Annotated in this window: 19 protein-coding genes and 2 pseudogenes; 15 read left to right on the top strand and 6 right to left on the bottom strand. The window is 61.6% G+C overall.

Going from position 1 to position 23,118, the window contains the following annotated elements:
• Positions 1 to 26 precede the first annotated feature (26 nt).
• From rnpM to I5P96_RS10765, 12 genes are all read left to right on the top strand, one after another.
• A complete protein-coding gene (gene rnpM / locus I5P96_RS10820; protein WP_097792780.1) occupies positions 27 to 326 on the top strand; it encodes an RNase P modulator RnpM in 300 nt (99 codons plus the stop codon).
• The gene (locus tag I5P96_RS10815; RefSeq protein WP_097792779.1) at positions 310 to 687 is read left to right on the top strand and encodes a L7Ae/L30e/S12e/Gadd45 family ribosomal protein; all 378 of its coding nucleotides are present in this window, start codon (positions 310 to 312) and stop codon (positions 685 to 687) included. Before rnpM ends, I5P96_RS10815 begins: the two co-directional genes overlap by 17 nt.
• Positions 684 to 3,134, top strand: coding sequence for a translation initiation factor IF-2 (gene infB / locus I5P96_RS10810; protein WP_223382060.1), 2,451 nt, complete (start codon positions 684 to 686; stop codon positions 3,132 to 3,134). Before I5P96_RS10815 ends, infB begins: the two co-directional genes overlap by 4 nt.
• Before the next feature lie 15 nt (positions 3,135 to 3,149).
• The gene (gene rbfA / locus I5P96_RS10805; protein ID WP_097792777.1) at positions 3,150 to 3,530 is read left to right on the top strand and encodes a 30S ribosome-binding factor RbfA; all 381 of its coding nucleotides are present in this window, start codon (positions 3,150 to 3,152) and stop codon (positions 3,528 to 3,530) included.
• A gap of 28 nt (positions 3,531 to 3,558) precedes the next feature.
• On the top strand, positions 3,559 to 4,545 hold the full coding sequence (locus tag I5P96_RS10800) for a DHH family phosphoesterase (protein WP_223382058.1): 987 nt from the start codon (positions 3,559 to 3,561) through the stop codon (positions 4,543 to 4,545).
• On the top strand, positions 4,546 to 5,430 hold the full coding sequence (gene truB, locus I5P96_RS10795) for a tRNA pseudouridine(55) synthase TruB (RefSeq protein WP_223382056.1): 885 nt from the start codon (positions 4,546 to 4,548) through the stop codon (positions 5,428 to 5,430). It begins immediately after the preceding gene.
• 21 nt (positions 5,431 to 5,451) lie between these two features.
• Positions 5,452 to 6,375: a riboflavin biosynthesis protein RibF gene (ribF, locus tag I5P96_RS10790; protein WP_223382054.1), complete on the top strand. Its 924-nt coding sequence runs from the start codon at positions 5,452 to 5,454 to the stop codon at positions 6,373 to 6,375.
• 181 nt (positions 6,376 to 6,556) lie between these two features.
• A complete protein-coding gene (rpsO, locus tag I5P96_RS10785; RefSeq protein WP_005933138.1) occupies positions 6,557 to 6,811 on the top strand; it encodes a 30S ribosomal protein S15 in 255 nt (84 codons plus the stop codon).
• 212 nt (positions 6,812 to 7,023) lie between these two features.
• A complete protein-coding gene (locus I5P96_RS10780; protein WP_097792773.1) occupies positions 7,024 to 9,168 on the top strand; it encodes a polyribonucleotide nucleotidyltransferase in 2,145 nt (714 codons plus the stop codon).
• A gap of 180 nt (positions 9,169 to 9,348) precedes the next feature.
• Complete coding sequence (locus I5P96_RS10775) at positions 9,349 to 9,729, top strand: GntR family transcriptional regulator (protein WP_097792772.1); 381 nt, start codon at positions 9,349 to 9,351, stop codon at positions 9,727 to 9,729.
• A complete protein-coding gene (locus tag I5P96_RS10770) occupies positions 9,722 to 10,450 on the top strand; it encodes an ABC transporter ATP-binding protein (RefSeq protein ID WP_097792771.1) in 729 nt (242 codons plus the stop codon). Before I5P96_RS10775 ends, I5P96_RS10770 begins: the two co-directional genes overlap by 8 nt.
• Entirely contained in the window at positions 10,444 to 11,313 is an 870-nt protein-coding gene (locus I5P96_RS10765) for a hypothetical protein (RefSeq protein WP_223382052.1), read from the top strand. The genes I5P96_RS10770 and I5P96_RS10765 overlap by 7 nt, the downstream gene beginning before the upstream one ends.
• 72 nt (positions 11,314 to 11,385) lie before the next feature.
• Here I5P96_RS10765 and I5P96_RS10760 read toward each other — a convergent pair whose 3' ends face one another.
• From I5P96_RS10760 to glgB, 5 genes and pseudogenes are all read right to left on the bottom strand, one after another.
• Positions 11,386 to 13,425, bottom strand: a complete 2,040-nt coding sequence (locus tag I5P96_RS10760) for an ABC transporter substrate-binding protein (RefSeq protein ID WP_223382050.1) — start codon at positions 13,423 to 13,425, stop codon at positions 11,386 to 11,388.
• Between the two features lie 192 nt (positions 13,426 to 13,617).
• On the bottom strand, positions 13,618 to 14,871 hold the full coding sequence (locus I5P96_RS10755) for a 4Fe-4S dicluster domain-containing protein (RefSeq protein WP_223382047.1): 1,254 nt from the start codon (positions 14,869 to 14,871) through the stop codon (positions 13,618 to 13,620).
• A 4-nt stretch (positions 14,872 to 14,875) separates the two neighbouring features.
• A pseudogene (gene tig / locus I5P96_RS10750) lies at positions 14,876 to 15,865 on the bottom strand (trigger factor); the annotation flags it as partial.
• Between the two features lie 48 nt (positions 15,866 to 15,913).
• Positions 15,914 to 17,839 (bottom strand): hypothetical protein, encoded by a 1,926-nt coding sequence (locus I5P96_RS10745; protein WP_223382043.1) that lies wholly within the window; start codon positions 17,837 to 17,839, stop codon positions 15,914 to 15,916.
• Positions 17,840 to 17,977: 138 nt separating this feature from the next.
• The gene (gene glgB, locus I5P96_RS10740) at positions 17,978 to 19,906 is read right to left on the bottom strand and encodes a 1,4-alpha-glucan branching protein GlgB (RefSeq protein ID WP_223382041.1); all 1,929 of its coding nucleotides are present in this window, start codon (positions 19,904 to 19,906) and stop codon (positions 17,978 to 17,980) included.
• A 309-nt stretch (positions 19,907 to 20,215) separates the two neighbouring features.
• On the opposite strand from glgB, the gene I5P96_RS10735 reads away from it, so the two are divergent.
• The 3 genes from I5P96_RS10735 (at position 20,216) to I5P96_RS10725 (ending at position 22,774) form a co-directional block, all read left to right on the top strand.
• On the top strand, positions 20,216 to 21,574 hold the full coding sequence (locus I5P96_RS10735) for an alpha-amylase family glycosyl hydrolase (RefSeq protein ID WP_317850508.1): 1,359 nt from the start codon (positions 20,216 to 20,218) through the stop codon (positions 21,572 to 21,574).
• Positions 21,575 to 21,637: 63 nt separating this feature from the next.
• Positions 21,638 to 22,156, top strand: coding sequence for a transcription repressor NadR (locus I5P96_RS10730; protein ID WP_118551543.1), 519 nt, complete (start codon positions 21,638 to 21,640; stop codon positions 22,154 to 22,156).
• A gap of 81 nt (positions 22,157 to 22,237) precedes the next feature.
• The gene (locus I5P96_RS10725; protein ID WP_223382039.1) at positions 22,238 to 22,774 is read left to right on the top strand and encodes a TetR/AcrR family transcriptional regulator; all 537 of its coding nucleotides are present in this window, start codon (positions 22,238 to 22,240) and stop codon (positions 22,772 to 22,774) included.
• A gap of 161 nt (positions 22,775 to 22,935) precedes the next feature.
• Here I5P96_RS10725 and I5P96_RS10720 read toward each other — a convergent pair.
• Positions 22,936 to 23,085 (bottom strand): annotated as a pseudogene (locus I5P96_RS10720) (recombinase family protein); the annotation flags it as partial.
• Between the last annotated feature and the right edge of the window lie 33 nt (positions 23,086 to 23,118).

Genomic DNA, 23,118 nt, shown 5'->3' with positions numbered 1-23,118 from the left:
GCCCCATGCCGAAGGAGGGAAATCGGATGGCACAGAAGAAGATCCCTGCCCGCCAGTGCATCGGCTGCATGACCAGCCGCCCCAAAAAGGAGCTGGTGCGGGTGGTGCGCGCGCCCAGCGGCGAGATCAGCATCGACCTCGTGGGCAAAAAGCCCGGCCGCGGCGCATACCTCTGCCCGGACCCGGCCTGCCTGGCAAAGGCAAAGAAGAAAAAGGCGCTGGAGCGCTGCTTTGAGCAGCCGGTTCCCGCCGAAGTGTACGATGCACTGGCCGAACAGCTGGCCGGTGCCGCAAAGGAGGCGGAGCAGAATGGCAAAGCAGACTAAAAAGACCGAAAAGCCCACCCTGCCCCCGCAGGAAGCCCTGTATCAGGCCATCAGCCTCTGCCGCAAGGCGGGCGCGCTGACCATGGGCTTTGACGCCGTGGAAGACGCCTGCGTCAAGGGCAAGGCCTGGCTCGTGATGACCGCATCCGACGCCAGCGCCAAAACCGTGCAGCGTTTGAATTATGCGGTGGGTGACCTCGTGGATGTGATCACCATGCCGCTGACACAGGACCGGCTGGCCGATATCAGCCGCAAACCGGTGGCGGTGTATGCCGTGACCGACCGCAACCTCGCAAAGCTCTGCTTTGACCGTCTGTCGGACTGCGGGGCAATCAAAAATGAGGAGGATATGAGCGAATGACCGTAAAATATAAAGTGAGCGATTTTGCAAAGGACCTGAACATTTCCGCAAAGAAGGTCCTGGATGAGCTGGCCGCGATGGGCAGCACCGGCAAGAAGAACAGCTCCACTCTGGAGGAGAACGAGCTGAACTACCTGCTGGAGAAATTCAGCAAGGACAACAGCGAGGCAGACCTGTCTGCCTACCTGAACAGCGCCCGGCAGCCGGCCCCGGAGAAGAAGGCCGAGCAGCCCAGAAAGGCCGAAAAGAAGGCAGAGCCCAAGGCTGAAAAGCCCGCAGCCCAGCCCGCTCAGCCTGCAAAGAAGGCAGAGCCCCAGAACAACCAGAACCAGAAGAACAAGAAGAACGAGCAGCACAAGAAGCGCGAAGAGAAGACCGTTTCTCTGAGCGAACTGGCCCGTGAGACCGGTGCCAAGGCGGCCACCGCCCCGGCACAGTCGGTCTCTGTCCGCCGTGAGGACAGCCAGGTCACCGTCGATACCCGCACGGTGGATGTGAACGTGGACCGCTTTGATGCCCGTTACGACGATCTGGCCTCCACCAAGAACACCGAGAACCGCCGCAAGCCGACCCCGCAGGGCAACAAGCAGAAGTTCACCCAGCGCGGCCAGCGCCAGCGCCAGCAGTTCCAGAAGGGCAAGCGCGAGACCGAGTTCGAGCGGCTGCAGCGCATCCAGCTGGAGAAGGCCCGCAACGCACAGCTGAAGGTCTCCATCCCCGACGAGATCACCGTCGGTGAGCTGGCTGCCCGCCTCAAGCAGCAGGCCGGCAAGGTCATCGCCAAGTTCATGCAGATGGGCGAGATGCACGCCATCAACGATGTCATCGACTTCGATACCGCCTCCCTGCTGGCCGAGGAGTTCCACGCCAAGGTCGAGCACGAGGTGCATGTGACCATCGAGGAGCGCCTGTTCACGCAGGAAGAGGATGCACAGGAAGACCTCGTCGAGCGTCCGCCGGTCGTCTGCGTCATGGGCCACGTTGACCACGGCAAGACCAGTATCCTGGACGCCATCCGCAAGACCAACGTCACCGCCGGTGAGGCGGGCGGCATCACCCAGGCCATCGGTGCTTATCAGGTCAAGGTCAATGACAGCGTCATCACCTTCCTGGATACGCCGGGCCACGAGGCGTTCACCTCCATGCGTGCCCGCGGTGCCAACATGACCGATATCGCGGTCCTGGTCGTTGCAGCCGATGACGGCATCATGCCCCAGACCGTGGAGTCCATCAACCACGCCAAGGCCGCCAACGTCAAGCTGATCGTGGCCATGAACAAGATGGATAAGCCCACCGCAAACCCGGAGCGCGTGATGGAAGGCCTGACCAAGTACGGCATCATCACCGAAGACTGGGGCGGCGACGTCGCCTGCATCCCCGTTTCTGCGCTGACCGGCATGGGCATCAACGACCTGCTGGAGCGCATCGCGCTGGAAGCCGAGGTCATGGAACTGAAGGCCAACCCCAACCGCCGCGCCAAGGGTGCTGTCGTTGAAGCCCGCCTGGATAAGGGCCAGGGCCCCATCGCCACCATTCTGGTCCAGAACGGCACCCTGCATGCCGGTGACGTCATCATCGCCGGTACCGCCGTGGGCCGTGTGCGCACCATGCGCAGCGACAAGGGCAAGCTGCTGAACGATGCCGGCCCCTCGACCCCGGTCGAGATCACCGGCCTGACCGCCGTGCCCGAAGCAGGCGACCTGTTCGAGGCCGTTGCCGACGAGCGCCTGGCCCGTGAGCTGGCCGAGCAGCGCATCGCTGCCGCCAAGGAGAAGCAGTTCTCTGCCTTCCAGAAGGTCACGCTGGATAATCTGTTCAGCCAGATGGCCCAGAACGATATGAAGGAGCTGGCCATCGTCGTCAAGGCCGATGTACAGGGTTCCGCCGAGGCCGTCAAGCAGAGCCTCGAAAAGATCTCCAACGACGAGGTCCGCGTCCGTGTCATCCACGCCGGTGTCGGTGCCATCAGCAAGTCCGACGTGGACCTGGCCGATGCGTCCAACGCCATCATCATCGGCTTCAACGTCCGCCCCGACAACGTGGCCAAGGAAGAAGCCGCTGCCACCAAGGTCGAGATGCGGATGTACCGCGTCATCTACGATGCCATCAACGATGTCACCGACGCTATGAAGGGTATGCTGGCACCTAAGTTCCGCGAAGTCTCGCTGGGCGAGCTGCAGGTCCGTCAGGTCTACAAGATCAGCAATGTCGGCACCGTTGCAGGCTGCCGCGTCACCAGCGGCAAGATCACCCGCGACAGCAAGGTGCGTGTCGTCCGTGACGGCATCGTCATCACCGAGGACGAGATCGCATCCCTGAAGCGCTTCAAGGATGACGCCAAGGAAGTGGCCGAGGGCTACGAGTGCGGCGTCACGCTGGCAAAGTTTGCGGACGTCAAGGAAGGCGACGTGTACGAGGCCTTCAAGATGGAAGAGTACCGCGACTAAATAAGGAGAAACCGAATGTCTCAGAAAAATATGGGGCGTCTTGCCCAGGATATGAAGCGTGAGCTCATCGCCATCATCGGGCGGCTGAAGGACCCGCGCCTGGAGGGCGGTCTGCTGACCGTCACCCGTCTGGATGTGACGCCCGACCTGGATGTCGCCAAGGTCTATGTGAGCGTGATGGGCCGTGCCGACGGCCCCAAGCCCGCCATCGAGGCGCTGAACCGCGCTTCCGGCCATGTGCGCACCGAAGTGAGCAAGAAGATGCACATCCGCAAAGCTCCGCGCTTCATCTTCGTGGAGGATGACGGCGCAGCCTATGCAGCCCACATCAATGAGCTGCTCCGTGAGCTGAACGTCAACGGCGACAGCGAACAGCCGTCGCAGACCGAGGAATAAACAGCCTGCGGAAAGGATGGATCATGGGATGACAGAACAGTTGAATGTGCAGCAGATGGCCGAAAAGCTCCTGACTGCGGACGACATTTTGATTCTGTGCCACAAAAACCCGGATGGGGATACCGTTGGCTGCGGCAGCGCCCTGTACTACGCGCTCAGTGCGCTGGACAAAACAGCGGCGGTGCTCTGCTCCGACCCCATTCCCAGCCGGTATGCGTTTACCAACCCGCGTCTGTACAAAGGCGAGTTCGAACCTCAGATCGTCGTGGCCGTGGACGTGGCAAGCCTCCAGCTCTTCGGCGAGAACAACGGGATGCCGCAGTTCAGCCGCCACGTCGATCTCTGCATCGACCACCATGCGGGCAACAGCGGCTATGCCGAGTTCACCCTGCTGGACGGCACGGCAGCGGCAGCGGCAGAGCTGCTGTACGAGGTGCTCTGCGCCATGGGCGTGGACCTGACCCCGCACATCGCCAACTGCCTTTATACCGGTCTGTCCACGGACACCGGCTGCTTCCGGTTCTCTTCCACCACGGCCCGCACCCACATCGTGGCGGCCAAACTGATGGAAGCAGGGGCGCGGGTGGAAGAGCTGAACACGCTGCTCTTCGACACCAAGCCCCGCGAGCGGATGGAGGCGGAGCGGATCGCGCGCAACCATCTGGAATATCATCTGGACGGTCGCTGCGCCCTCATCTACCTCACACGCGATGAGATCGAGCAGAGCGGCGTAGACCCCGCCGACCTCGAAGAGCTGACCAGCCTGCCCATCAGCATCGAGGGCGTCAAGGTCGGCCTGACCCTGCGTCAGCAGCCCGGCGGCAGCTACCGCATCAGTGTGCGCACCGCCAGGGGTGTGGACGCCTGCGCCATCGCGCGGCGTCTGGGCGGCGGCGGCCACACCCGCGCTGCGGGCTGTGAGCTGCTGGGCAACCTGGACAACGCCAAGAGCGCGATCCTGGCTGAGGTGGAAGCCGTGCTGGACGCAGAAAAACAGCCGCAGGAGGGCGAATAAATGCAGGGCATCCTCATCGTTGACAAGCCCACCGACTGGACCAGCTTTGACGTCATCGCAAAGCTGCGGGGCATCCTGGGCACCCGGAAGCTGGGCCACAGCGGTACGCTGGACCCCATGGCCACCGGGGTGCTGCCGGTGTTCTGCGGCGGGGCCAGCAAGGCCGTAGACCTGCAGCTGGACCACACCAAGGCCTACCGCGCCGTGCTGCGGCTGGGGGCCCGCACCGATACTGGCGACAGCACCGGTACGGTGCTGGAAACGGCCCCGGTCACGGCAGGGGAGAAGGAGCTGCTGGATGTGCTCCCGCAGTTCATCGGCCCCCAGATGCAGACGCCGCCCATGTACTCGGCCGTCAAGATCAACGGCCAGCCGCTCTATAAAATGGCGCGGCAGGGCATCGAGGTGGAGCGGAAGGCCCGCCCCATCGAGATCCTGCACATCGAGTACGAGGGCAGCCCGGCAGAGAACGAATACACCCTGACGGTGCGCTGCTCCAAGGGCACGTATATCCGCGTTCTGCTGGAGGACATCGCCGCCGCCATGGGCCAGAAGGGCACCATGAGCGCCCTGCGCCGGGTGGCCGCCGGTGTTTACACCGAGGCCGACGCCCACACGCTGGAGGAGATCCAGGCGGCAAAGGACGCAGGCCCTGCGGCGCTGGAAGCGCTGATGCTGCCGGTGGAGAGCGTCTTTGCCTCGCTGCCGCTGCTGACGGTGGCCCCTAAGGTGGAACAGCACCTCTACAACGGCTGCCCCACCAGCCGCTACCCCGCCGCCGACGGGCGCTACCGCGTCCGGAACGAGGCCGGGCAGTTTCTGGGCCTTGCCAACATCGTGGGCGGAGTGCTCCGAGTCGAAAAGCTCTTTGTGGAGCGAAACTAACACAAAAAGGAACAAAATTTGATGCAGATCTTATCCTCTCTTTCGCCGCTGGCGCTGGAACACGAGGGCGGCACTGCCGTCGCCATGGGCTTTTTTGACGGCATCCACATCGGCCACCGTGCCGTGATCAACGGGGCCGTCCAGTGGGCCAGAGAACACGGTGCGGCCCCGGCGGTGTTCACCTTCCGGCTGCCGGCCGACAATAAGATGAAGGGCAAGCGCCTGCTCTCCACCGAGGACAAGCACGCCCTGATCGAAAGCCTTGGGGTGGAATATTACCTCTGCCCGGACTTTGAAGAGATCCGCGCGATGACGCCGGAACAGTTCGTGTACGGCATCGTGCAGGACTGCCATGCAAGGGCACTGTTCTGCGGCGAGAACTTTACCTTCGGGGCAAAGGCAGCGGGCGACCCGGATCTGCTGCGCAGGCTCTGCGCCCCGCTGGGCGTGGAGGTCGTGGTGGTGCCGATGGCCCAGTTTGAGGAAAAGCCGGTGTCCTCCACCCGCATCCGCACGGCGCTGGAGGGCGGCGACATCCCGGCGGCCAACGCCATGCTGGGGATGCCCTACGCCATCCGCTTTGCGGTGCAGCATGGGGCGGGCCTCGGCCATACGCTGGGGGTGCCCACCATCAACCAGCTCTACCCGCAGGGTTTCCAGCTGCCGCGCTTCGGCATCTACATCACCCGCACGAAGATCGGTGATGTCTGGTATCCCTCGGCCACCGGGCTTGGCACCCGGCCTACCGTCAACGATGACCCCTCCAAGGTGACCTGCGAGACCTTCATCCCCGGCTTTTCCGGCGACCTTTACGGCACCGACCCGGTGGTGGAGTTCCACGCGTACCTCAGCCCCAGCAAAAAATTCGATACGCTGGACGAGCTGAAAGCCTGCATCAACCATGCAGCCGAGCGGGCGCAGGCGTATTTCCGGGCAGAGGCCTGAGCGTGAGCCGGAGAAGAAAGCACAGAATGGAGAATTTTTTCTTGCTTTTTACGTTGGTTTCTGTTATACTAGCTTTGTTACCGCAGCACGGGGCTGGGAGTATGCCCATTTTTTGGGAGTACCGTTTTTCCCGCATTCTGTGCTGACGGCAAATAAAATTTTATAAAGAGGTACTGTTACTATGAACAAGCAGGAAGTTATGGCCAAAGTCGCTCTGACCGAGAAGGACACTGGCTCCCCCGAAGTTCAGGTCGCTCTGCTGACCGCTCACATCAATGAGCTGAACGAGCATCTGAAGAAGAACCCGAACGATCACCACAGCCGCCGTGGTCTGATGAAGATGGTTGGCCGCCGCCGCAATCTGCTGGCCTACCTCCAGAAGAAGGACATCGAGCGTTACCGTGCTCTGATCGCAACCCTGGGTCTGCGTAAGTAATAGAAAACAGAGGGCAGGTACCGCAGCTGTGGTGCCTGCCCTTTGCTTTTTTGTGGAACAAACGGCCGCTGCTGCGTGTTGCAGCAGTAAATCGAACGCCTGTGCCCGCCCGTTGGGGCGGTCTGCACGGGCGCTGGATTTATTGCTATGATGCGCGGCGGGCAGCCTTTTGGAAGATAAAAACCGCTAAAAGGACAAAGGAGGCAAACCAAATGGCAATTGAATTTGGTTCCCGCAAAGAGACCTTTGAGAACTTCAAGGTCTACGAGACGACGCTGGCTGGCCGGCCCTTCAAGGTCGAGATGGGCAAGATGTGCGGCCTGTCCAACGCAAGCGCCCTCATCCGCTACGGCGAGACCTGCGTGATGTGCAACGTGGTCATGAGCCCCAAGCCTCGCGAAGGTGTGGATTTCTTCCCCCTGAATGTCGAGTATGAGGAGAAGCTCTACGCCGCAGGCCGCATCCCCGGCAGCTTCATGCGCCGCGAGGGCCGCCCCGGTGAGCGCGCCATCCTCACCAGCCGTGTTGTGGACCGCCCCATGCGCCCGCTGTTCCCCAAGGAGATGCGCAACGATGTCTGCATCACCATGACCGTCATGAGCCTGGACCCGGACTGCAGCCCGGAGATCGCCGGTATGATCGGCGCATCCCTCGTCACCGCTGTGTCGGAGATCCCCTGGAACGGCCCCATCGGCGGCGTTCAGGTCGGCCTGGTGGACGGTGAGATCGTCCTGAACCCGACCCAGGAGCAGCGCAAAAAGAGCGACCTGGCCCTGACCGTGGCTGCCACCATGGACAAGATCGTCATGATCGAAGCCGGTGCCAACGAGGTCGATGAGGACACCATGCTGAACGCCATCAAGGCGGCGCATGTGGAGATCAAGAAGACCATCGCGTTCATCAACGAGATCGTGGCCGAGCGCGGCAAGCCGAAGATCGACTTCCAGGTCGTGGGCCTGGATATGGACGTCTTCCATGCCATCAAGGAGAAGTATCTGGACGACTTCAAGGCTGCGATGGACACCGACGACAAGAACGTCCGCGATGCCGCGCTGCTGCCCATCCTGGACAAGATCGCCGCAGAGTACCCCGACCTGAGCGATGCAGACCTCGACCTCGTCAGCTACAAGATGCAGAAGTACGTCGTCCGCCGCTGGCTGCTCGATGAGGGCAAGCGCGTGGATGGCCGCGGCATCAACGAGATCCGCCCGCTGGCCGCAGAAGTGGGCATCCTGCCCCGCGTCCATGGCTCCGGCATGTTCACCCGCGGCCAGACCCAGGTGCTGACCACCTGCACCCTGGGCGGCACCAAGGACAACCAGCTCATGGATGACCTGACCGATGAGCAGACCAAGCGCTACATCCACCACTACAACTTCCCGCCGTACTCGGTCGGCGAGGCCCGCGCACCCCGCAGCCCCGGCCGCCGCGAGATCGGCCACGGCGCACTGGCCGAGCGCGCCCTTGTGCCGGTGCTGCCCTCTCTGGAGGAGTTCCCCTACACCATCCGCTGCGTGTCCGAAGTCCTGAGCTCCAACGGCTCCACCTCGCAGGCTTCCATCTGCGGTTCCACGCTGGCGCTGATGGACGCCGGTGTGCCCATCAAGGCTCCGGTCGCCGGCATCTCCTGCGGCCTCATCACCGAGGGCGACCGCTGGATGACCATGCTGGACATTCAGGGCGTCGAGGACTTCCACGGCGACATGGACTTCAAGGTCGGCGGCACCCGCAAGGGCATCACCGCCATCCAGATGGACATCAAGATCGACGGCCTGACCTACGACATCATCGCCGAGGCCTTTGAGAAGTGCCGCAAGGGCCGTCTGTACATCCTGGACGAGATCATCAAGCCTGTCATCGCTGAGCCGCGCCACGAGCTGAGCCGCTGGGCCCCCAAGATGTTCAGCATGATGATCCCCACCGATAAGATCAAGGACGTCATCGGCAAGGGCGGCAAGGTCATTCAGGACATCTGCGCGACCTGCAACTGCAAGATCGATGTGCAGGAGGACGGCCACGTCTTCGTCTCTGCGGTCGATCAGGAGGATGCAAAGCGCGCCATCTTCACCATCAAGACCATCGTGGAGGACCCGGAGATCGGTGCCATCTACAAGGGCAAGGTCACCCGCCTGATGAACTTCGGTGCCTTCGTCGAGATCGCACCGGGCAAAGAGGGCCTCGTCCACATCTCCAAGCTGGACACCAAGCGTGTCGAGCGGGTGGAAGATGTGGTGGCCGTGGGCGACGCCATCGTGGTCAAGGTCACGGACATCGACCAGCAGGGCCGCATCAACCTGAGCCGCCGCGACGCCATCCTGGCTCTGGAAGCCAAGCGCGCCGCACAGGAGCAGGGCTGATTCGCGCTGAATCGTAAAGAATCAAAGCCCCCGAAGGGAATCGAACGCAAAAGCGTTCGGCCTCTTCGGGGGTTTTTTTGCGTTTTGAATGAAGAAAATGCAGAAACCCCCTTGACAAAAAACCAAAATCGTATATTATTGTATTAAGCGCTTAACACAGTAACACAAGGAGAGAAGACCATGAGCGAACAGTTTGATTCCAGCCGGCCAATCTATGCCCAGCTGGTGGAACGGCTCAAAGCCAGGATTCTGGCGGGCACCTACCAGCCCGGCGGGCACCTCGACTCGGTGCGGGACCTTGCCGCAGCGGCAGGGGTCAACCCCAACACGATGCAGCGGGCGCTGGCCCAGCTGGAAGCCGAGGGCCTGGTCCGCACCGAGCGGACGAGCGGCCGGTTTGTAACGGAGGATACCGATTTGATCGAACAACTGCGGGCGTCTGCGGCCCGGAACATCGCAGCAGATTTTCTGGAAAAAATGCGCAGCATCGGCTATACGCCCCAGCAGGCGGCAGAGCTGCTGCGCAGCTGGAACGAAACGGAGGGAAAACAGCATGAGTAAGATCCTGACCTGTGAACATCTGACCAAGGCCTATGGGAAAGAGAAGACCGCCCTGAACGGCATCGACCTGAACCTTGATTTTGGCCGCATCGTCGGCCTGCTGGGCCCGAACGGCAGCGGCAAGACCACGCTGCTCAAACTGGCAAACGGTCTGCTGCAGCCCACCGAGGGCGTGGTGAAGATCGCGGGCATGATCCCCGGCCCGGAGACGAAGGAGATCGTCTCCTACCTGCCGGATGCCGATTGGCTCCCCGACTGGATGCGGGTGGAAGAGCTGGTGAACATGTTCCGGGATTTCTACGGGACGCCCTGCGAAGCCAAAGCGTACATCGGGTTCGATGCCGCCAAAGCCAACGAGATGCTGGCCCGGCTGAACATCGACCCCAAGGCCCGGCTCAAGACGCTTTCCAAGGGCACCAAGGAAAAAGTTCAGCTGGTGCTGGCTATGAGCCGCGCCGCCAAGCTCTACCTGCTGGATGAGCCCATCGGCGGTGTGGACCCCGCCGCGCGGGACTATATCCTGAACACGATCATTTCCAACTACAGCAAGGACGCAACGGTCGTCATCTCCACCCATCTCATTGAGGACATCGAGCCGGTGCTGGACGAGGCCGTGTTCCTGAAGGACGGCAAAATCTTCGCCCACCGCGCTGTGGACGACATCCGCGAGACTGAGGGCAAGAGTGTCGATGCGTATTTCCGGGAGGTATTCAAATGCTGAAGCAATTGTTGAAATATGAGTTCAAGGCCACCAAAAGCCTGTACTTCGGGCTGTATCTGGCGCTGGCGCTGCTGAGCGTGGTGCTGGGCGTTTCGTTCCGGCAGGAAAATGCAGGGGCCGACCATACGAATTTCGGGCGGCTCGAAGTCATTCTGATGGTCCTCTATCTCTCTGTCATCTTCGCCATTGCGGTGCTCTGTTTTGTCAGCACGGTCCAGCGCTTTTATAAAAATCTGCTGGGACGTGAAGGCTACCTGATGCACACCCTGCCCGTGACCGAGACCCAGCTCATCCTCTCCAAGCTCATCACCAGCATGGTCTGGGTGCTGTGCAGCGGTCTGGTGGGCATCGTCTGCATCACAGGGATGGTCAGCATCGGTGTGCTGGACGCGGAAGTCCTCGGCACGGTGAACTGGGACAGCTGGAAGCAGCTGTGGGGGATGCTGTATGGGGAACTGGGCGCGAGGTTCTGGCTGGTGACGTTCTGGACCATCCTCATCAATCTGGCCCGGCTGGCCGACCTCATCCTCTGCGTTTACGCCGCCTGCATGATCGCCCATCCATTCCGGAAGTATGGGATGGTCTCCGGCATCCTCGCCTTTATCGGCCTGAACGTTGTGGAGAACCAGATCGACAAGCTGCTGGGCACGAACCACGTGAACCTGTTCATGGACATTACCTATCGGGTGGCCGATGTGAACGTGACCGGTGTGACCTATGGAATGACCCCGATGCAGACCATGACCACAGCGTTCGGGGCCGTCTCCGGCTACCTGTTCTGCTTTGTTGTGACCTCGGCCTTCGCGGCGGCCTACTTCTGCCTGACCCGCTGGCTGATGAAGCATAAACTGAATCTCGAATAAGAAAAGAAGCTGAACAACAGAAAAATGGCTTCCGGCAGTTGCCGGAAGCCATTTTTTGTCAGGTGTTAAAGATCAGCGGGCGTCGCGATTGGCCTCGTACTCCTCCATGGAGATGTAGTGGTCCAGCACATGGATGCCCTTCAGGCGCTTGTTGGAGAAGCCGGTGGAAGCGTACTGGCCCTCCCAGTAGTTCAGGCGGGTGGCCAGATAGGCGGGCACGCTCATGCCGCGCGGGATGACCAGCGCGTTGTTGATGAGCAGGGCCTCGGCATCGGCGAAGGCCTTGTAGCGGGCGTCGATGTCATCGGTGATCTGCTTGGCAGCCTCGATGGCGGTCATGTACTGCATGATGGCGTCCGCAGTGTCGCCGGTGATGAAGCCGTCTTCCACGCCGGTGCGCAGATATGCATAGCGCATCCCGCGGGAATCCTCGGCCTGATAGAACGGGTCGGTCTCGGTCTCCGGGTCGGAGTAGTCGGCGCCCCAGTTGCAGAGCAGGAACTCGAACTTGCCGTTGCGGCGGACGGCGGACAGGAAGCTGTCCGCAGGGCCTTCGGTGATGATGACATCAATAAAGTCGAAGCCGTCGTTCAGCACACCCTCCAGCTGCTGCTTGAAGACCTGGCACTGCTTGTCCCAGTCGGTGGAAGAGGGGTTGTAGGGCAGCTGCACCTTGATGGGGAAGGTGGCACCGGCAGCGGTCAGCTCCTCGATGGCAGCATCGCGGAATTCCTTGGCCTTGGCCTCATCGAAGAACTCGGTGATGTTGGCCAGGTCGCCGCACTGGGTATAGTCCACACCGGCAGTGGTGGCGCAGAAGTTCGGGGGCGTGATGGTGTTCAGCTTGTAGCCGTCATAGCCTTCCGGGGCAGAAACAGCCAGCGTGACGGCGTTGTTGATGCCGTACAGGAAGGCCTTGCGGAAGTTGGTGTTGTTGATGGCCTTGGCCCAGTTGTCCGGCTCATACTCGGCGTCCACGCCCTCGACGCTCCAGTTGGAGAACTCGTGGGCGTAGGGCATGAAGTTGAACATGTAGAAGTAGGTGTAGTTGGTGTTGGGGCGGTCCATGGAGACCATGCTCTTGGTGGTGTCGTCGCTCAGCCAGCTGTCCAGAATATCGGAACCGATGGTGGCTTCGTCGATCTCGCCGCGCTTGATCATCTCCGGGCCGTTGACGGCGGCTTCGGCATTGTAGATGCGGCTGATGGTCTCGATGAAGACGTTGTCGGCGTCGTAGTTCTCCGGGTTCTTCTTCATGATCCAGGTCTCCAGAGACTCGTAATCCGCCAGATAGAACGCACCGCAGCTGTACATGGTCTCGGCAGAGGTGGCGTACTGGTCGCCCATCTCATCCAGCAGGGGGCCGTAGGCAGGCTCATAGGGCAGGTAGCACAGCAGGCTCAGGAAGCCGGGGAAGTCGTAGGTCAGGGTGTAGGTCAGGGTGTGGTCATCCACGGCCGTGACGCCCACGGTGTCGAAGTCCAGCGGCTCATAGGTGCTGGCGGTGCCGTCCGGAGCGGTCACGGTGACCAGACCGCTGGCGTCGGCGGTGTAGGTGGTACCGTCGTCGTCCACAACGCCGGTGTTGGCGTTGTTCAGGTAGACGTAGTAGTTGTAGTAGTCATCGGCACCGGCGATGTAGGCGGTGACCAGACCGACGTTGGAGGAGGCGTAGTCCGGGGTCAGAACATACTTCAGGGCGTCCACAAAGTCCTGCGCGGTGACGGGGGCCACGACTTCGCCGTTGTTGTCCACCCAGTTCTCCTCCCGCAGATGGAAGGTCCAGGTCAGGGTGTCCGCATCCCAGTCCCAGCTGGTGGCCAGACCTTCGCGCATGACGCCCTTGTTGTCGTACTCGACCAGCGTATCCACGCAGTTGGCACCCACGACCATTTCCAGATCGGTGGCGGTGGTCAGGTAGTTCAGGGTGGCGGGCTGGCTGGAGTACAGGATGGTGTACTTGGAGGTGTCCACCGTACCGGAAGCCGCGCTGCCGGTGCTGCCGGCAGAGGAGCTGCCGCCGCAGCTGGTCAGCAGACCGGCTGCACATGCGCCTGCGGCTGCCAGACCGCTGGCTTTGAGGAACTGGCGGCGAGAAATCGAATGATCCATGATAAAATCCCTCTTTCTTCGTATTTCGTGTTTTTGTGTGCGCCAGCGGCTGGGGTGCGCTGTTTCCCATCAGCGGGGAATTGCAAAAAAGGCGCAACGGAATCCTTCCGTTACGCCTTTGTAACAGTCCCTCCCGACCACAGCCGTGTGGTTACAGAAAGTATAGCATCCTTTCGGGCGGACGTCAATTCTTTAATTCATTTCGGTTTCGGCAGCGGGCGCTTCCGGCACAGCGGCGGCGGGGGCCGTTTCTGCAGCTGCAGCAGCCGACTCGGCCTGGACTTCCGCCGCCAGTGCCTTGGCGGCTTCCTCGGCGGCGCGCTTGGCCTCGCGCTCGGCCTGGCGCTCCTTGGCCTTGGCCACGGCTTCTTCCTGCCGCTTTTTGGTGCGGATCTTGATGCGGCAGACCGAGCAGATGCCGTCCTTGCAGGTGGGGGCGATGGGCTTGCCGCACTCCTTGCAGAGGCTCTTGGTGCATTTGTAAACGCTCACCGGGCCCAGCGTGGTCAGCTGGCGGAGCTTCAGCCCGTCCAGACCGCCGTTGGAGCAGGTGGCAACGCAGACGCCGCATTCACTGCACTTCCACGGCGTGATGACCGCGCGGGTCTGGCCGTCGGGCAGATCCTCGAAGCGGATGGCCCCGGCGCGGCAGGCCTTTTCGCACCGGCCGCAGGCAAAGCACTTCTGGGTGAAATTGGGCAGGTGGTAGCCGTATTTGAGGGGCGTTTCGCTGGCGGCTTTCAGCTGCTTGGTGCGCTGGTGCAGCAACAGGCGGAAGTCCACCGCGCTCTGGTCATCGTCCCGCAGGCCGGGCAGCATCCGGAGCAGCTGCTTCGTGCCCGCCTTGGAGCCGGCCGTCACCTGCTCCATCATCTCGCGGCGGGAGTATTCCTTGCTGTGGAAGGGGGCCGCATCCTGCTCGTAGGCCAGGGTGAACCGGGCCTCGAAGAGGGGCTGGCCGAAAAATTCCACCAGACGGGTAAGCTCGTTGCGCAGATGTTCGGCGCAGACGTCGTTCTCGCACTCGCCGCAGGGGGTCAGGTCCAGCACGACCTTTTTGTTCAGGGCCAGGTAGGCCAGCGCCTCCCACGAGAGGGCCGATACGCAGGCCCGGACGAGGGTGTTCTTGCGGGTGCTTTTCTCGCAGCCGATCCAGACGGTGTCGTTGTCGCTGTCGGCGGGGGCCGTATCCCGCTGGACCTGCTCCGGCGAGGGGGCGATGCAGCCGCTGCGGCAGGCAGAAACGCAGAGGCCGCAGTCGGTGCAGGGGTCCCAGTCCTTGACGAGATTCGGGCGGGTGAAGATCGCATCCCCAAAGGGGCAGATGTCCTTGCAGGCCGTGCAGGGGGTGCGGTGCGGGTGCAGGTTCCAGCACTGTCTGCGGTTGATCTCCGGGTGGGTGGTCTTCATCAGCGCATCCATGGCGTAGCGCGTAAAGAAACTCATCGAATCACTCCTTATCCGGGTCCATGACCGAAGTCACGACGGCGTTGTCCAGCAAAAAGCGCTGGACCTTCTGGGCAGCCAGAGCAGCGGCCACGGTCTCCGGGGCCAGCACACGGCGGATGTCGGCTTCGGGGGTGTCCTGCTGCACGGAGAGGCGGCGGTATTCGGCGTTGACCTCTTCGGGCTGGACGGTGATGTTCTCGGCCTCTGCGATGGCGCGGGCTGCATACATGGTGCGGATCTTCCGCTCAGCATCGGCGCGGTAGCCTGCCCGCAGAGCCTCGGCGGTGGTGCGGCTGTTCTTGCAGTGCTGCTCCATGCTGATGCCGCTGCGGCTCAGGCGCTGGCTCAGCAGCTTCATCTCGTTGTCGGCGGTGCGGTCGAGCACGGCCTCCGGCACGGTGACGGTCAGGTTGGCACCGGCCATCTCCAGCAGCTTCTGCCCGGCGGCGCGGTCGGCACCGTCTTCGTGGATCTTCTGCTTTTTGGCGCGGACGGCCTCCCGCATGGCGGCGAGGGACGCATAACCGGCAGACTGTGCGAACTCCTCGGTCAGCTCCGGGGTGGTCTTCTCGGCCACAGAGTGGAGCGTGATCTCGAACTGCGCCGTCTTGCCGGAAAGCTCCGGTACACGGAACGCGGCCGGATAGGTGAAGTCGAACCGGAAGGTCTCACCGGCCTTGTGGCCATAGATGGCCTGCTCGGCGGCAGGCATCAGCTTGCCGTCGCCCAGCACGACCATGACCTTCTCCATCCGGCTGTCGGGGATCTCCTTGCCGTCCATGAAACCGGCGAAATCCAGCAGCACCCGGCTGCCGCGCTTCGCGGCCTCGGTGGAGTTGTGGTAGGTGGCGCGCATCCGGGTCTGGTGGACCATCTCGATGTCCAGCGTCTTCTCGGAAATGCCGCGCACATGGCGGATGACGGCCAGCCCTTTATACTGTCCGAGCTTTACTTCGGGGAAATTATTCTGCTGATTTTCCATTTTGCAATACTCCTTCTGACGATAGAACGTTGATTCAAAAAATGGGAGGGTGCGGTGTTATAACCCGTGGGCGGCAAGCCAGCTCTCGGCGACCTGCGAGAACATTTCGGGGTATTGGGCATTTTCGGCGTCGAAGACGTGGAGGTAGGTCTCCACTTCCGCACGGGTGGGGGCGGCGACCCGCTCCCAGATGGTGAAGGTGTAGCCGTTGCCCATATCGAATGTGGCGGCAAGGGTGTGGGTGCCGTCCCGCAGCTCGGCGAATTTGGCGTTCAGCTTGTGGCCCAGCTCCGTGTCCGATGCGTAGGAGAGGGGGTAGGGGTCAACGGTGACGACATACTTTGCCTCAAAGAAGCTCATGGGGAAGTTGTGGGTGCCCGGCACCGAGAAGCTGTCCGGCAGCTTGCCGTCCAGCGGCTGCTCCGGCAGCAGGCAGTTGCGCAGATGGCCGGGGTTGTAGAGCATGTCGTCGGTGATCATGTACGCGGTCTCGCCGTCGCCGAGGTGGACGCTGAGCCATTCGGTCACAGCCTGCAGCTGGCTCAGGTCCCTGCGGTCGCAGGTCAGGCCGTCGAGCCGGACAAATTCAGCGGTGCTCTTGAGCGGGAAGTGGTCGATGAGAAGATCGGGCAGGGCCACCACCGTCAGCGGCGAGCAGCGCACCGATACGGCAAACACCAGCGTGAACGCCCAGTAGCCCAGCTTGAGGGCCTTGCGGTGCTCGATGCCCTCCGCCAGCGCCGCAGCGCCTGCCAGAAAGAGCAGGAAGTAGGCGGGGAGGAAGAGGAGCATCTGGTGGGAGCCGGTGTTCTGCACCCGCGTGAAGAGCACGAGGCTGACCGCCAGCTCACAGGCACCCAGCGCGGGCAGGGCGAACCGCCTGCGGCGGAAGGCATCTGCGACGCCCAGCCCGATGAGGATGAAGTTCAGCAGGCCGATGCGGAGGGCGTGGTAATAAAGCTCGGTGGCCATGCCGCCGACGTTGTAGTAAGAATAGCGGTCGGAGTAGTCAAAGGCCAGGATCTTGCGGACCATGGGCCAGAGCAGGGCGACCATTGCAATCATGGCGCAAAGGCCGAAGGCGATGAGGTTGCGCACCCGGCGGACGGCCAGCGCCTTGTCGGTCCTGGCGAGCTTTGCGCTGCTGACCAGAAGCAGCAGTGCGTAGGAAAAGTAGTAGCCGACCACGAAGTAGAGATACCACCGGCGGGTCAGAATGACCGCTGCTGTGGCCAGAAAGAGGAGGGCGAACCGGCCCGGCTCCAGCTGTTCAAAGCGGTAGTCCAGCGTCAGCACCAGAATGGCGAAGGCGAAGATGAGGCCGAACCAGTCCGGCTGGGCCAGCATCGCGCTCATCCGCAGAAACGGGAAGGTGAGCAGCCACGAAAAGCCGATGAGGAAGTAATAGAACCGGTTCTTCACCCGGAGCATCTGCCCCACCTTGATGACCACGCCCGCCAGCAGCACCATCAGGCTGGGCAGGACGCAGAACACCTGACTGAACGCATAGCTGTCGCCGGTGCGGGCCGTCAGGCAGAAGGGGAACTCGGTGAACAGGGTGATGAAATTGGTGTAGTCCTCTGCGAAGGAGCCGAAGATGTACGCGAAGCCCGCCGCCGGGCCTGCAGCAAAGGCCGCCTCGGCGCTGTATTGCTTGACGAGGTAGTTGGCGTAGTCCCAGGCGTAGACGAAATCGCGCCGCCCCAGCGCCCAGTAGAAATAGAGCACCGCCGCCGCCCAGCAGCCCACAAGGACGGCCCGGTGGAAGAAGTCCAGCGTAACGCCGGACACCCGCAGCACCCACAGCGCCCCGTAGAACAGCGCACAGCTGCACCACAGGCTCACCAGCGGGAAGAATGCCGCCCCGGTGGGGAAGAGCAGCCCGATGGCTGCCAGGACCAGTACCCCGATGCCGAGCGCGGCCCCCGCTTTGCCCCAGGGGGTGAGGCCGCGTTTCAGCAGGGCCGAACGTGTTTGTTCCATAACACAAAACCTCTCACAAAACCTGATAGTTCATGTTACAGTATAACGGTTCTGCCCGGCGCTGGCAAGGCCGCAGCGGCGGCAAAACGGAAAATATCCCGCTGCATTTTCAGCAGACGGGATATTTTGAATGAAAATTTACTTTTTGGAATTGATAGTGGGCTTTGCAGCGGCCTTGCGCCGGGCAGCAGCAGCCTTCCGGGCCGAAGCCTGTGCGGCCTCGGCATGGGGAGCCTCCGGCGTCAGACGGAGCAGTCGGCTGCCCATGGCGGGCAGGTCGAGGGTCAGGGTGTAGTCCCGCCCATAGACGCCGCCGTCCGTGGTGTGGAAGCTCCGGGTCTGGCTCTTATCGGCACCGTTCCAGCGGGAGGCCTCGCTGTTCAGCAGCTCTTCGGCCCCGCAGGGGAACTTGAGGTAGAGCGGGAACTTTTTGTGGGCGGTGTTCTGGGTGTTCATCACACAGAGCAGAGTCTGGCCCGCGCCCTTGCGCAGCCAGGCGTACACGCCCTCGTCCCGGCTCTCGCTGGCCACCCACTCAAAACAGCCGGGGTTGTATTCGCCGTTGTAGAGGGCGGGCTCGGTGGCGTAAAGGCGGCCGAGTTCGGCGAAGTATTTCTGGAAGCTGTCGTGGAAGGGGTATTTCATCAAGCCCCAGTCCAGCTCTTTCTTCTCGTCCCACTCGCGGAAATGCCCCAGCTCGTTGCCCATGAAGTTCAGCTTCTTGCCGGGGTGGGTGTACATGTAAAAGTACAGGGTGCGCAGCTGGGCACACTTTTCCTCGTAGGTGCCCCAGAGTTTGTCGATGATGGTCTTTTTGCCGTGGACCACCTCGTCGTGGCTCAGCGCCAGCAGATACAGCTCATTGTAGAAATACTGCATACTGAAGGTGAGCTTGTTGTAGGCATCCGGGCGCTCACCGAAGGGGGTGGCGAAATAGTCCAGCGTGTCGTGCATCCAGCCCATGTCCCACTTGTAGTCGAAGCCGATGCCGTCGTAGCGGGTGGGGGCCGTGACCTTGAGGAAGTTGGTGGAGTCCTCGGCAGTGTAGATGCCGGTGGGGAACCGCGTGTTCAGGCCGTGGTTCAGATTCCGCAGGAAGGTGACCGCACCCTCGTTCACGCCGCGGTTGGGGTCGCCCTGCCAATAGAGCGCACGGGAGATGGCGTCCATCCGGATGCCGTCGCAGTGGTAGACGTCCATCCACAGGGCGGCGGCGCTGTTCAGGAAGCTGCACACCTCCCGGCGGTAGTAGTTGAAGTTGCAGGTGCCCCACTCGCTGTGGCCCACATCGCTGTCGTACTCATACAGATGGGTGCCGTCAAAGTTGGCCAGCGCGTCGCCGTTGGCGGCAAAGTGGACCGGCACAAAGTCCATGATGACGCCGATGCCCATCCGGTGGCAGGCGTTGACGAAGGCTGCAAAATCGGCCGGGGAGCCGTAGCGGCTGGTCACGGAGAAATAGCCGGTGGTCTGGTAGCCCCAGCTGCCGTCGAAAGGATGCTCGGCCAGAGGCAGCAGCTCCACATGGGTGAAGCGGTGGTCCAGCAGCCAGGGGATCAGCTCCCGCGCCAGCTCGCGGTAGTTGTACCAGCCGTCCGAGCCGTCCTCGCAGGTGGCGTTGGGCTTGTGCTTCCAGCTGCCCGCGTGGAGCTCGTAGATGTTCAGGGGCAGGTTGCGGCACTTGTCCCGCCGCTCCATCCAGGTGTGGTCGTCGAACGGAAAGTCCAGCTTGGTCAGGATGCTGGCCGTGCCGGGGCGCAGCTCGGTGGCAAAGGCGTAGGGGTCGGCCCGCATCACGGTGCTGCCGTCCCGCCCGTGGATGCGGAACTTGTACATCTCGCCCTCCTGCAGACCGGGGACGAAGCCGTTCCAGATGCCGGTCTCGGCCCGCTGCATGGGCACACCGGGGCCCCAGCCGTCAAAGCCGCCGCAGATCTCCACGGCCACGGCGCTGGGGGTCCACACCGCGAACCGCCAGCCGTCCCGGAAGGGATGCGCACCCAGCGTGCGGTAGGCGTCAAAGCAGTCACCCAGAAAGAACGAACGATCGATCGAAGGAAATTCCATGCCAAAAACTCCTTTTTTATTAACAGCCCTGCCCTCTCCGCCCTTGCTTCGCAATGCCGCCTCCCCCAAGTGGGAGGGTTTGGCAGTTTATGCAGACGCGAAGCGGCCTGAGAGGGCGAGGCACCTTTCCTTTTTGTCATTGTTACTAAGAAAACCAAATCGAAATCGTCAAACCTGCTGATTTTGCAGGAGACTTTGTATGAAAATTAGCAAAGTTCCACACTTTGGTCCGGAACTATGCTATACTATCTCTGTCGCCCGTATGCGGCGGGCGCAGGAAAAACTGCTAGAATGGGAGAAACTGTAACGATGGCTTGGTATGACAACGCTGTATTTTATCACATCTATCCGCTGGGGCTGTGCGGCTGCGCACATGAGAACGACGGCCAGCCCACACCCGGTGCCTTTGCAAAACTGAACGCCTGGGCCGAACACGCTTATGAGGACCTTGGCTGCACGGCCATTTATATCGGCCCGCTGTTTGAGAGCGGCTCCCACGGCTACGATACCATCGACTACCGTCAGGTGGACCGCCGCCTGGGCACGAATGAAGAGTTCCGGGAGTTTGTGGCCAACTGCCACGCCCGCGGCCAGAAAGTCATCGTGGACGGCGTGTTCAACCATGTGGGCCGCGACTTCTTCGCCTTCCAGAACCTGAAAACGGACCGCGAGAACGCCCGGTATAAGGACTGGTTCTGCGATGTGAATTTCTGGGGCAACAACGAGTACAACGACGGCTTCTCCTACGGCAACTGGGGCGGCTTCAACCTGCTGGTCAAGCTGAACCAGCGCAACCCGGAGGTCCAGAATTACCACTACGATACGATCCGCTTCTGGGTCCGTGAGTTCGACATCGACGGCATCCGTCTGGATGCAGCCGACGTGCTGGACTTCGAGTTCATGAAGGGCCTGCGCCGCCTGGCCAACGAGGTCAAGCCGGAGTTCTGGCTGATGGGCGAGGTCATCCACGGCGATTACAGCCGGTGGGCCAACCCCGAAATGCTCCACTCGGTGACCAACTACGAGCTGCACAAGGGCCTGTGGAGTGGCCACAACGACCACAATTATTTCGAGATCGCGCACACCATGCGCCGTCTGCAGGGCCTGTGCCACGACACCCGGCTCTATCTCTTCTCGGACAACCACGATGTGGAGCGCCTGCCCAACAAGCTGCGCAACCGGGCCCACATCCGCCACATTGCTCTTCTAGTATATACGCTTTGGGGCATTCCGTCCATCTATTATGGCTCGGAATTTGCAATTGAGGGCAAAAAAGAGTGGGGGAGCGACTGGCCGCTCCGCCCCTGCCTGGAATTGGAGGACTTCCAGGATGCGCTGACCACCAACCCGGTCACCAGCGTATACGCAGCGCTGGGCCGGCTGAAGGCCGCGTGCCCGGAGCTGACCTGGGGCGAGGTGAAAGAGTTGCAGCTGACCACCCAGTGCTATGCGTTTGCCCGTGTGCTGGACGGCAAGGCCGTCGTGGCTGTCTTCAACAACGGCGACAGCCCCGCGCAGCTGGAGTTCCAGCTGCCGGTGGAGGCCACCGGTGCCGAAGACCTGCTGGCCGACTGCGTGGGCAGCCAGCCGATCCTGACGGAGATCGAGTGGGGCCGGATGAAGGTGCAGCTGCCTTCCAATTACGCTACGCTCCTCCGCCTGAAATAAACTTGCACATTCCTGCGGGGTCTGTTATTATAAGGTAAAATCAGAAAACAGGGGGGCATTCGGATGAATGCTGTACAGCGCAGAGAAGTGATATTGGAGCGGCTGAGCAACGCCGACGCACCGGTCAGTGCCAGTGTGATGGCGGCGGAGCTGGGCGTCTCCCGCCAGATCGTGGTGGGCGATGTAGCCCTGCTGCGGGCCGGCGGTGCGGCCATCGAAGCCACGCCGCGGGGATATCAGTTCCACCCGGCCCCCGGCGGCTACACCGGCATCCTGGCCTGCGTCCACCGCACGGCGGAGGAGATGCGCACCGAACTGTATGCGGTGGTGGACCAGGGCGGCACCGTGGTGGACGTGGCTGTGGAGAACCCGCTGTACGGCGAGCTGCGCGGCAACCTGAACCTGTCCAGCCGGTATGACGTGGACAACTTCATCCAGCAGGCGGCGGATACCCCCGAATGCCTGCTCAGCCGGATGACCGGCGGGGTGCATCTGCACACCCTCTGCTGCCCGGACGAGAAAACGTTCCACCGCATTGAGGCAGCGTTGGAAAACGCGGGTGTCCTGTATAAAAAAGAGTAACAAAACCCGCAGATTCTGTCTATCAACAAAATCCGAAAAGGGTTGGGTATCCGACAAAATACCGAAAGAGGTGGATTATTTTTGGACATCCGCATCGAAAAGACCGACCGCGCCATCGAAAAAGCGTTTCTGGAACTGCGCAGCAAAATGCCGCTGGAAAAGATCAAGATCAAAGACCTGTGCGCACTGGCCTGCGTGAACAAATCGACGTTCTATGCCCATTATGAGGATATCTATGCACTGTCCAGCCGATTGGAGGACAAGCTCATTGCCGACATTCTGGCCAGCGTTTCGGCGGTGGAGCTGCACCCGGTCCGGACGGAGGTGCTGACCCGTGAGCTGTTCCGGGCCTTTGTCCAGAACAAAACGGCGGTGAACATCCTCTTTGCCGATTCCCGTCAGGGCATCTTTGCCAACCGCATCGAAAAGGGCCTGCGGGAGAGCCTGACCGCGCAGGACCCCACCTTCGCCAACGACCCCAAGCGCGGCATCCTGCTGTCGTTCTGTGTGCAGGGCTGTTTCTATGCCTTTACCAACAACAGCAGCCGGATGGACGAGAAACACCTCGTGGACCTTCTGGCAGAGATCGCCAGAGCGGCGCAGAAAATCAAGATGTGAACACAAAAAAGAGCTTCCGGCATCTGATATGTAGGGGCTGTTGCACAAGTCCCAACAAAAAGACCAGAGTGATTCAGCCAAAAGGCTTTACAACTCTGGTCTTTTGCTTTTTAACGGCAGTCCTCCCGGTAGACATTCCTATGGGTCTAGGAACCGCGGTGGTCTGCGTTGATGATGTAGCCAAAGGGAATGGCACCGCCAGTGAACTTTCCCTTCCGTGCGTTTTCGGTCAGGCCACGAATGACCTTTTCTGCAAGGTCAGCGGAATAATACTCAGCATAACCTTCCAGCACCGATTCCAGAATGATGCCCACCGACCTATGGTTTTCGCCATAAGCTGGTGG

The organism is Faecalibacterium prausnitzii (genome assembly GCF_019967995.1).
Taxonomy (GTDB): Bacteria; Bacillota; Clostridia; order Oscillospirales; family Ruminococcaceae; genus Faecalibacterium; species Faecalibacterium prausnitzii_E.
Note: the sequence above shows the minus strand (reverse complement) of the source record. Positions and strands in the feature narration are given on the sequence as shown.

Bases quoted from the DNA above. Each gene is read 5' to 3' on its own strand.
- I5P96_RS10815 (WP_097792779.1), top strand. From the start codon at position 310: ATGGCAAAGCAGACTAAAAAGACCGAAAAGCCCACCCTGCCCCCGCAG.
- I5P96_RS10730 (WP_118551543.1), top strand. From the start codon at position 21,638: ATGAATGCTGTACAGCGCAGAGAAGTGATATTGGAGCGGCTGAGCAAC.
- I5P96_RS10735 (WP_317850508.1), top strand. From the start codon at position 20,216: ATGGCTTGGTATGACAACGCTGTATTTTATCACATCTATCCGCTGGGG.
- I5P96_RS10760 (WP_223382050.1), bottom strand. From the start codon at position 13,425: ATGGATCATTCGATTTCTCGCCGCCAGTTCCTCAAAGCCAGCGGTCTG.
- rpsO (WP_005933138.1), top strand. From the start codon at position 6,557: ATGAACAAGCAGGAAGTTATGGCCAAAGTCGCTCTGACCGAGAAGGAC.
- infB (WP_223382060.1), top strand. From the start codon at position 684: ATGACCGTAAAATATAAAGTGAGCGATTTTGCAAAGGACCTGAACATT.
- ribF (WP_223382054.1), top strand. From the start codon at position 5,452: ATGCAGATCTTATCCTCTCTTTCGCCGCTGGCGCTGGAACACGAGGGC.
- rbfA (WP_097792777.1), top strand. From the start codon at position 3,150: ATGTCTCAGAAAAATATGGGGCGTCTTGCCCAGGATATGAAGCGTGAG.
- I5P96_RS10780 (WP_097792773.1), top strand. From the start codon at position 7,024: ATGGCAATTGAATTTGGTTCCCGCAAAGAGACCTTTGAGAACTTCAAG.
- glgB (WP_223382041.1), bottom strand. From the start codon at position 19,906: ATGGAATTTCCTTCGATCGATCGTTCGTTCTTTCTGGGTGACTGCTTT.
- truB (WP_223382056.1), top strand. From the start codon at position 4,546: ATGCAGGGCATCCTCATCGTTGACAAGCCCACCGACTGGACCAGCTTT.
- I5P96_RS10800 (WP_223382058.1), top strand. From the start codon at position 3,559: ATGACAGAACAGTTGAATGTGCAGCAGATGGCCGAAAAGCTCCTGACT.
- I5P96_RS10755 (WP_223382047.1), bottom strand. From the start codon at position 14,871: ATGAGTTTCTTTACGCGCTACGCCATGGATGCGCTGATGAAGACCACC.
- I5P96_RS10770 (WP_097792771.1), top strand. From the start codon at position 9,722: ATGAGTAAGATCCTGACCTGTGAACATCTGACCAAGGCCTATGGGAAA.
- I5P96_RS10765 (WP_223382052.1), top strand. From the start codon at position 10,444: ATGCTGAAGCAATTGTTGAAATATGAGTTCAAGGCCACCAAAAGCCTG.
- rnpM (WP_097792780.1), top strand. From the start codon at position 27: ATGGCACAGAAGAAGATCCCTGCCCGCCAGTGCATCGGCTGCATGACC.
- I5P96_RS10775 (WP_097792772.1), top strand. From the start codon at position 9,349: ATGAGCGAACAGTTTGATTCCAGCCGGCCAATCTATGCCCAGCTGGTG.
- I5P96_RS10745 (WP_223382043.1), bottom strand. From the start codon at position 17,839: ATGGAACAAACACGTTCGGCCCTGCTGAAACGCGGCCTCACCCCCTGG.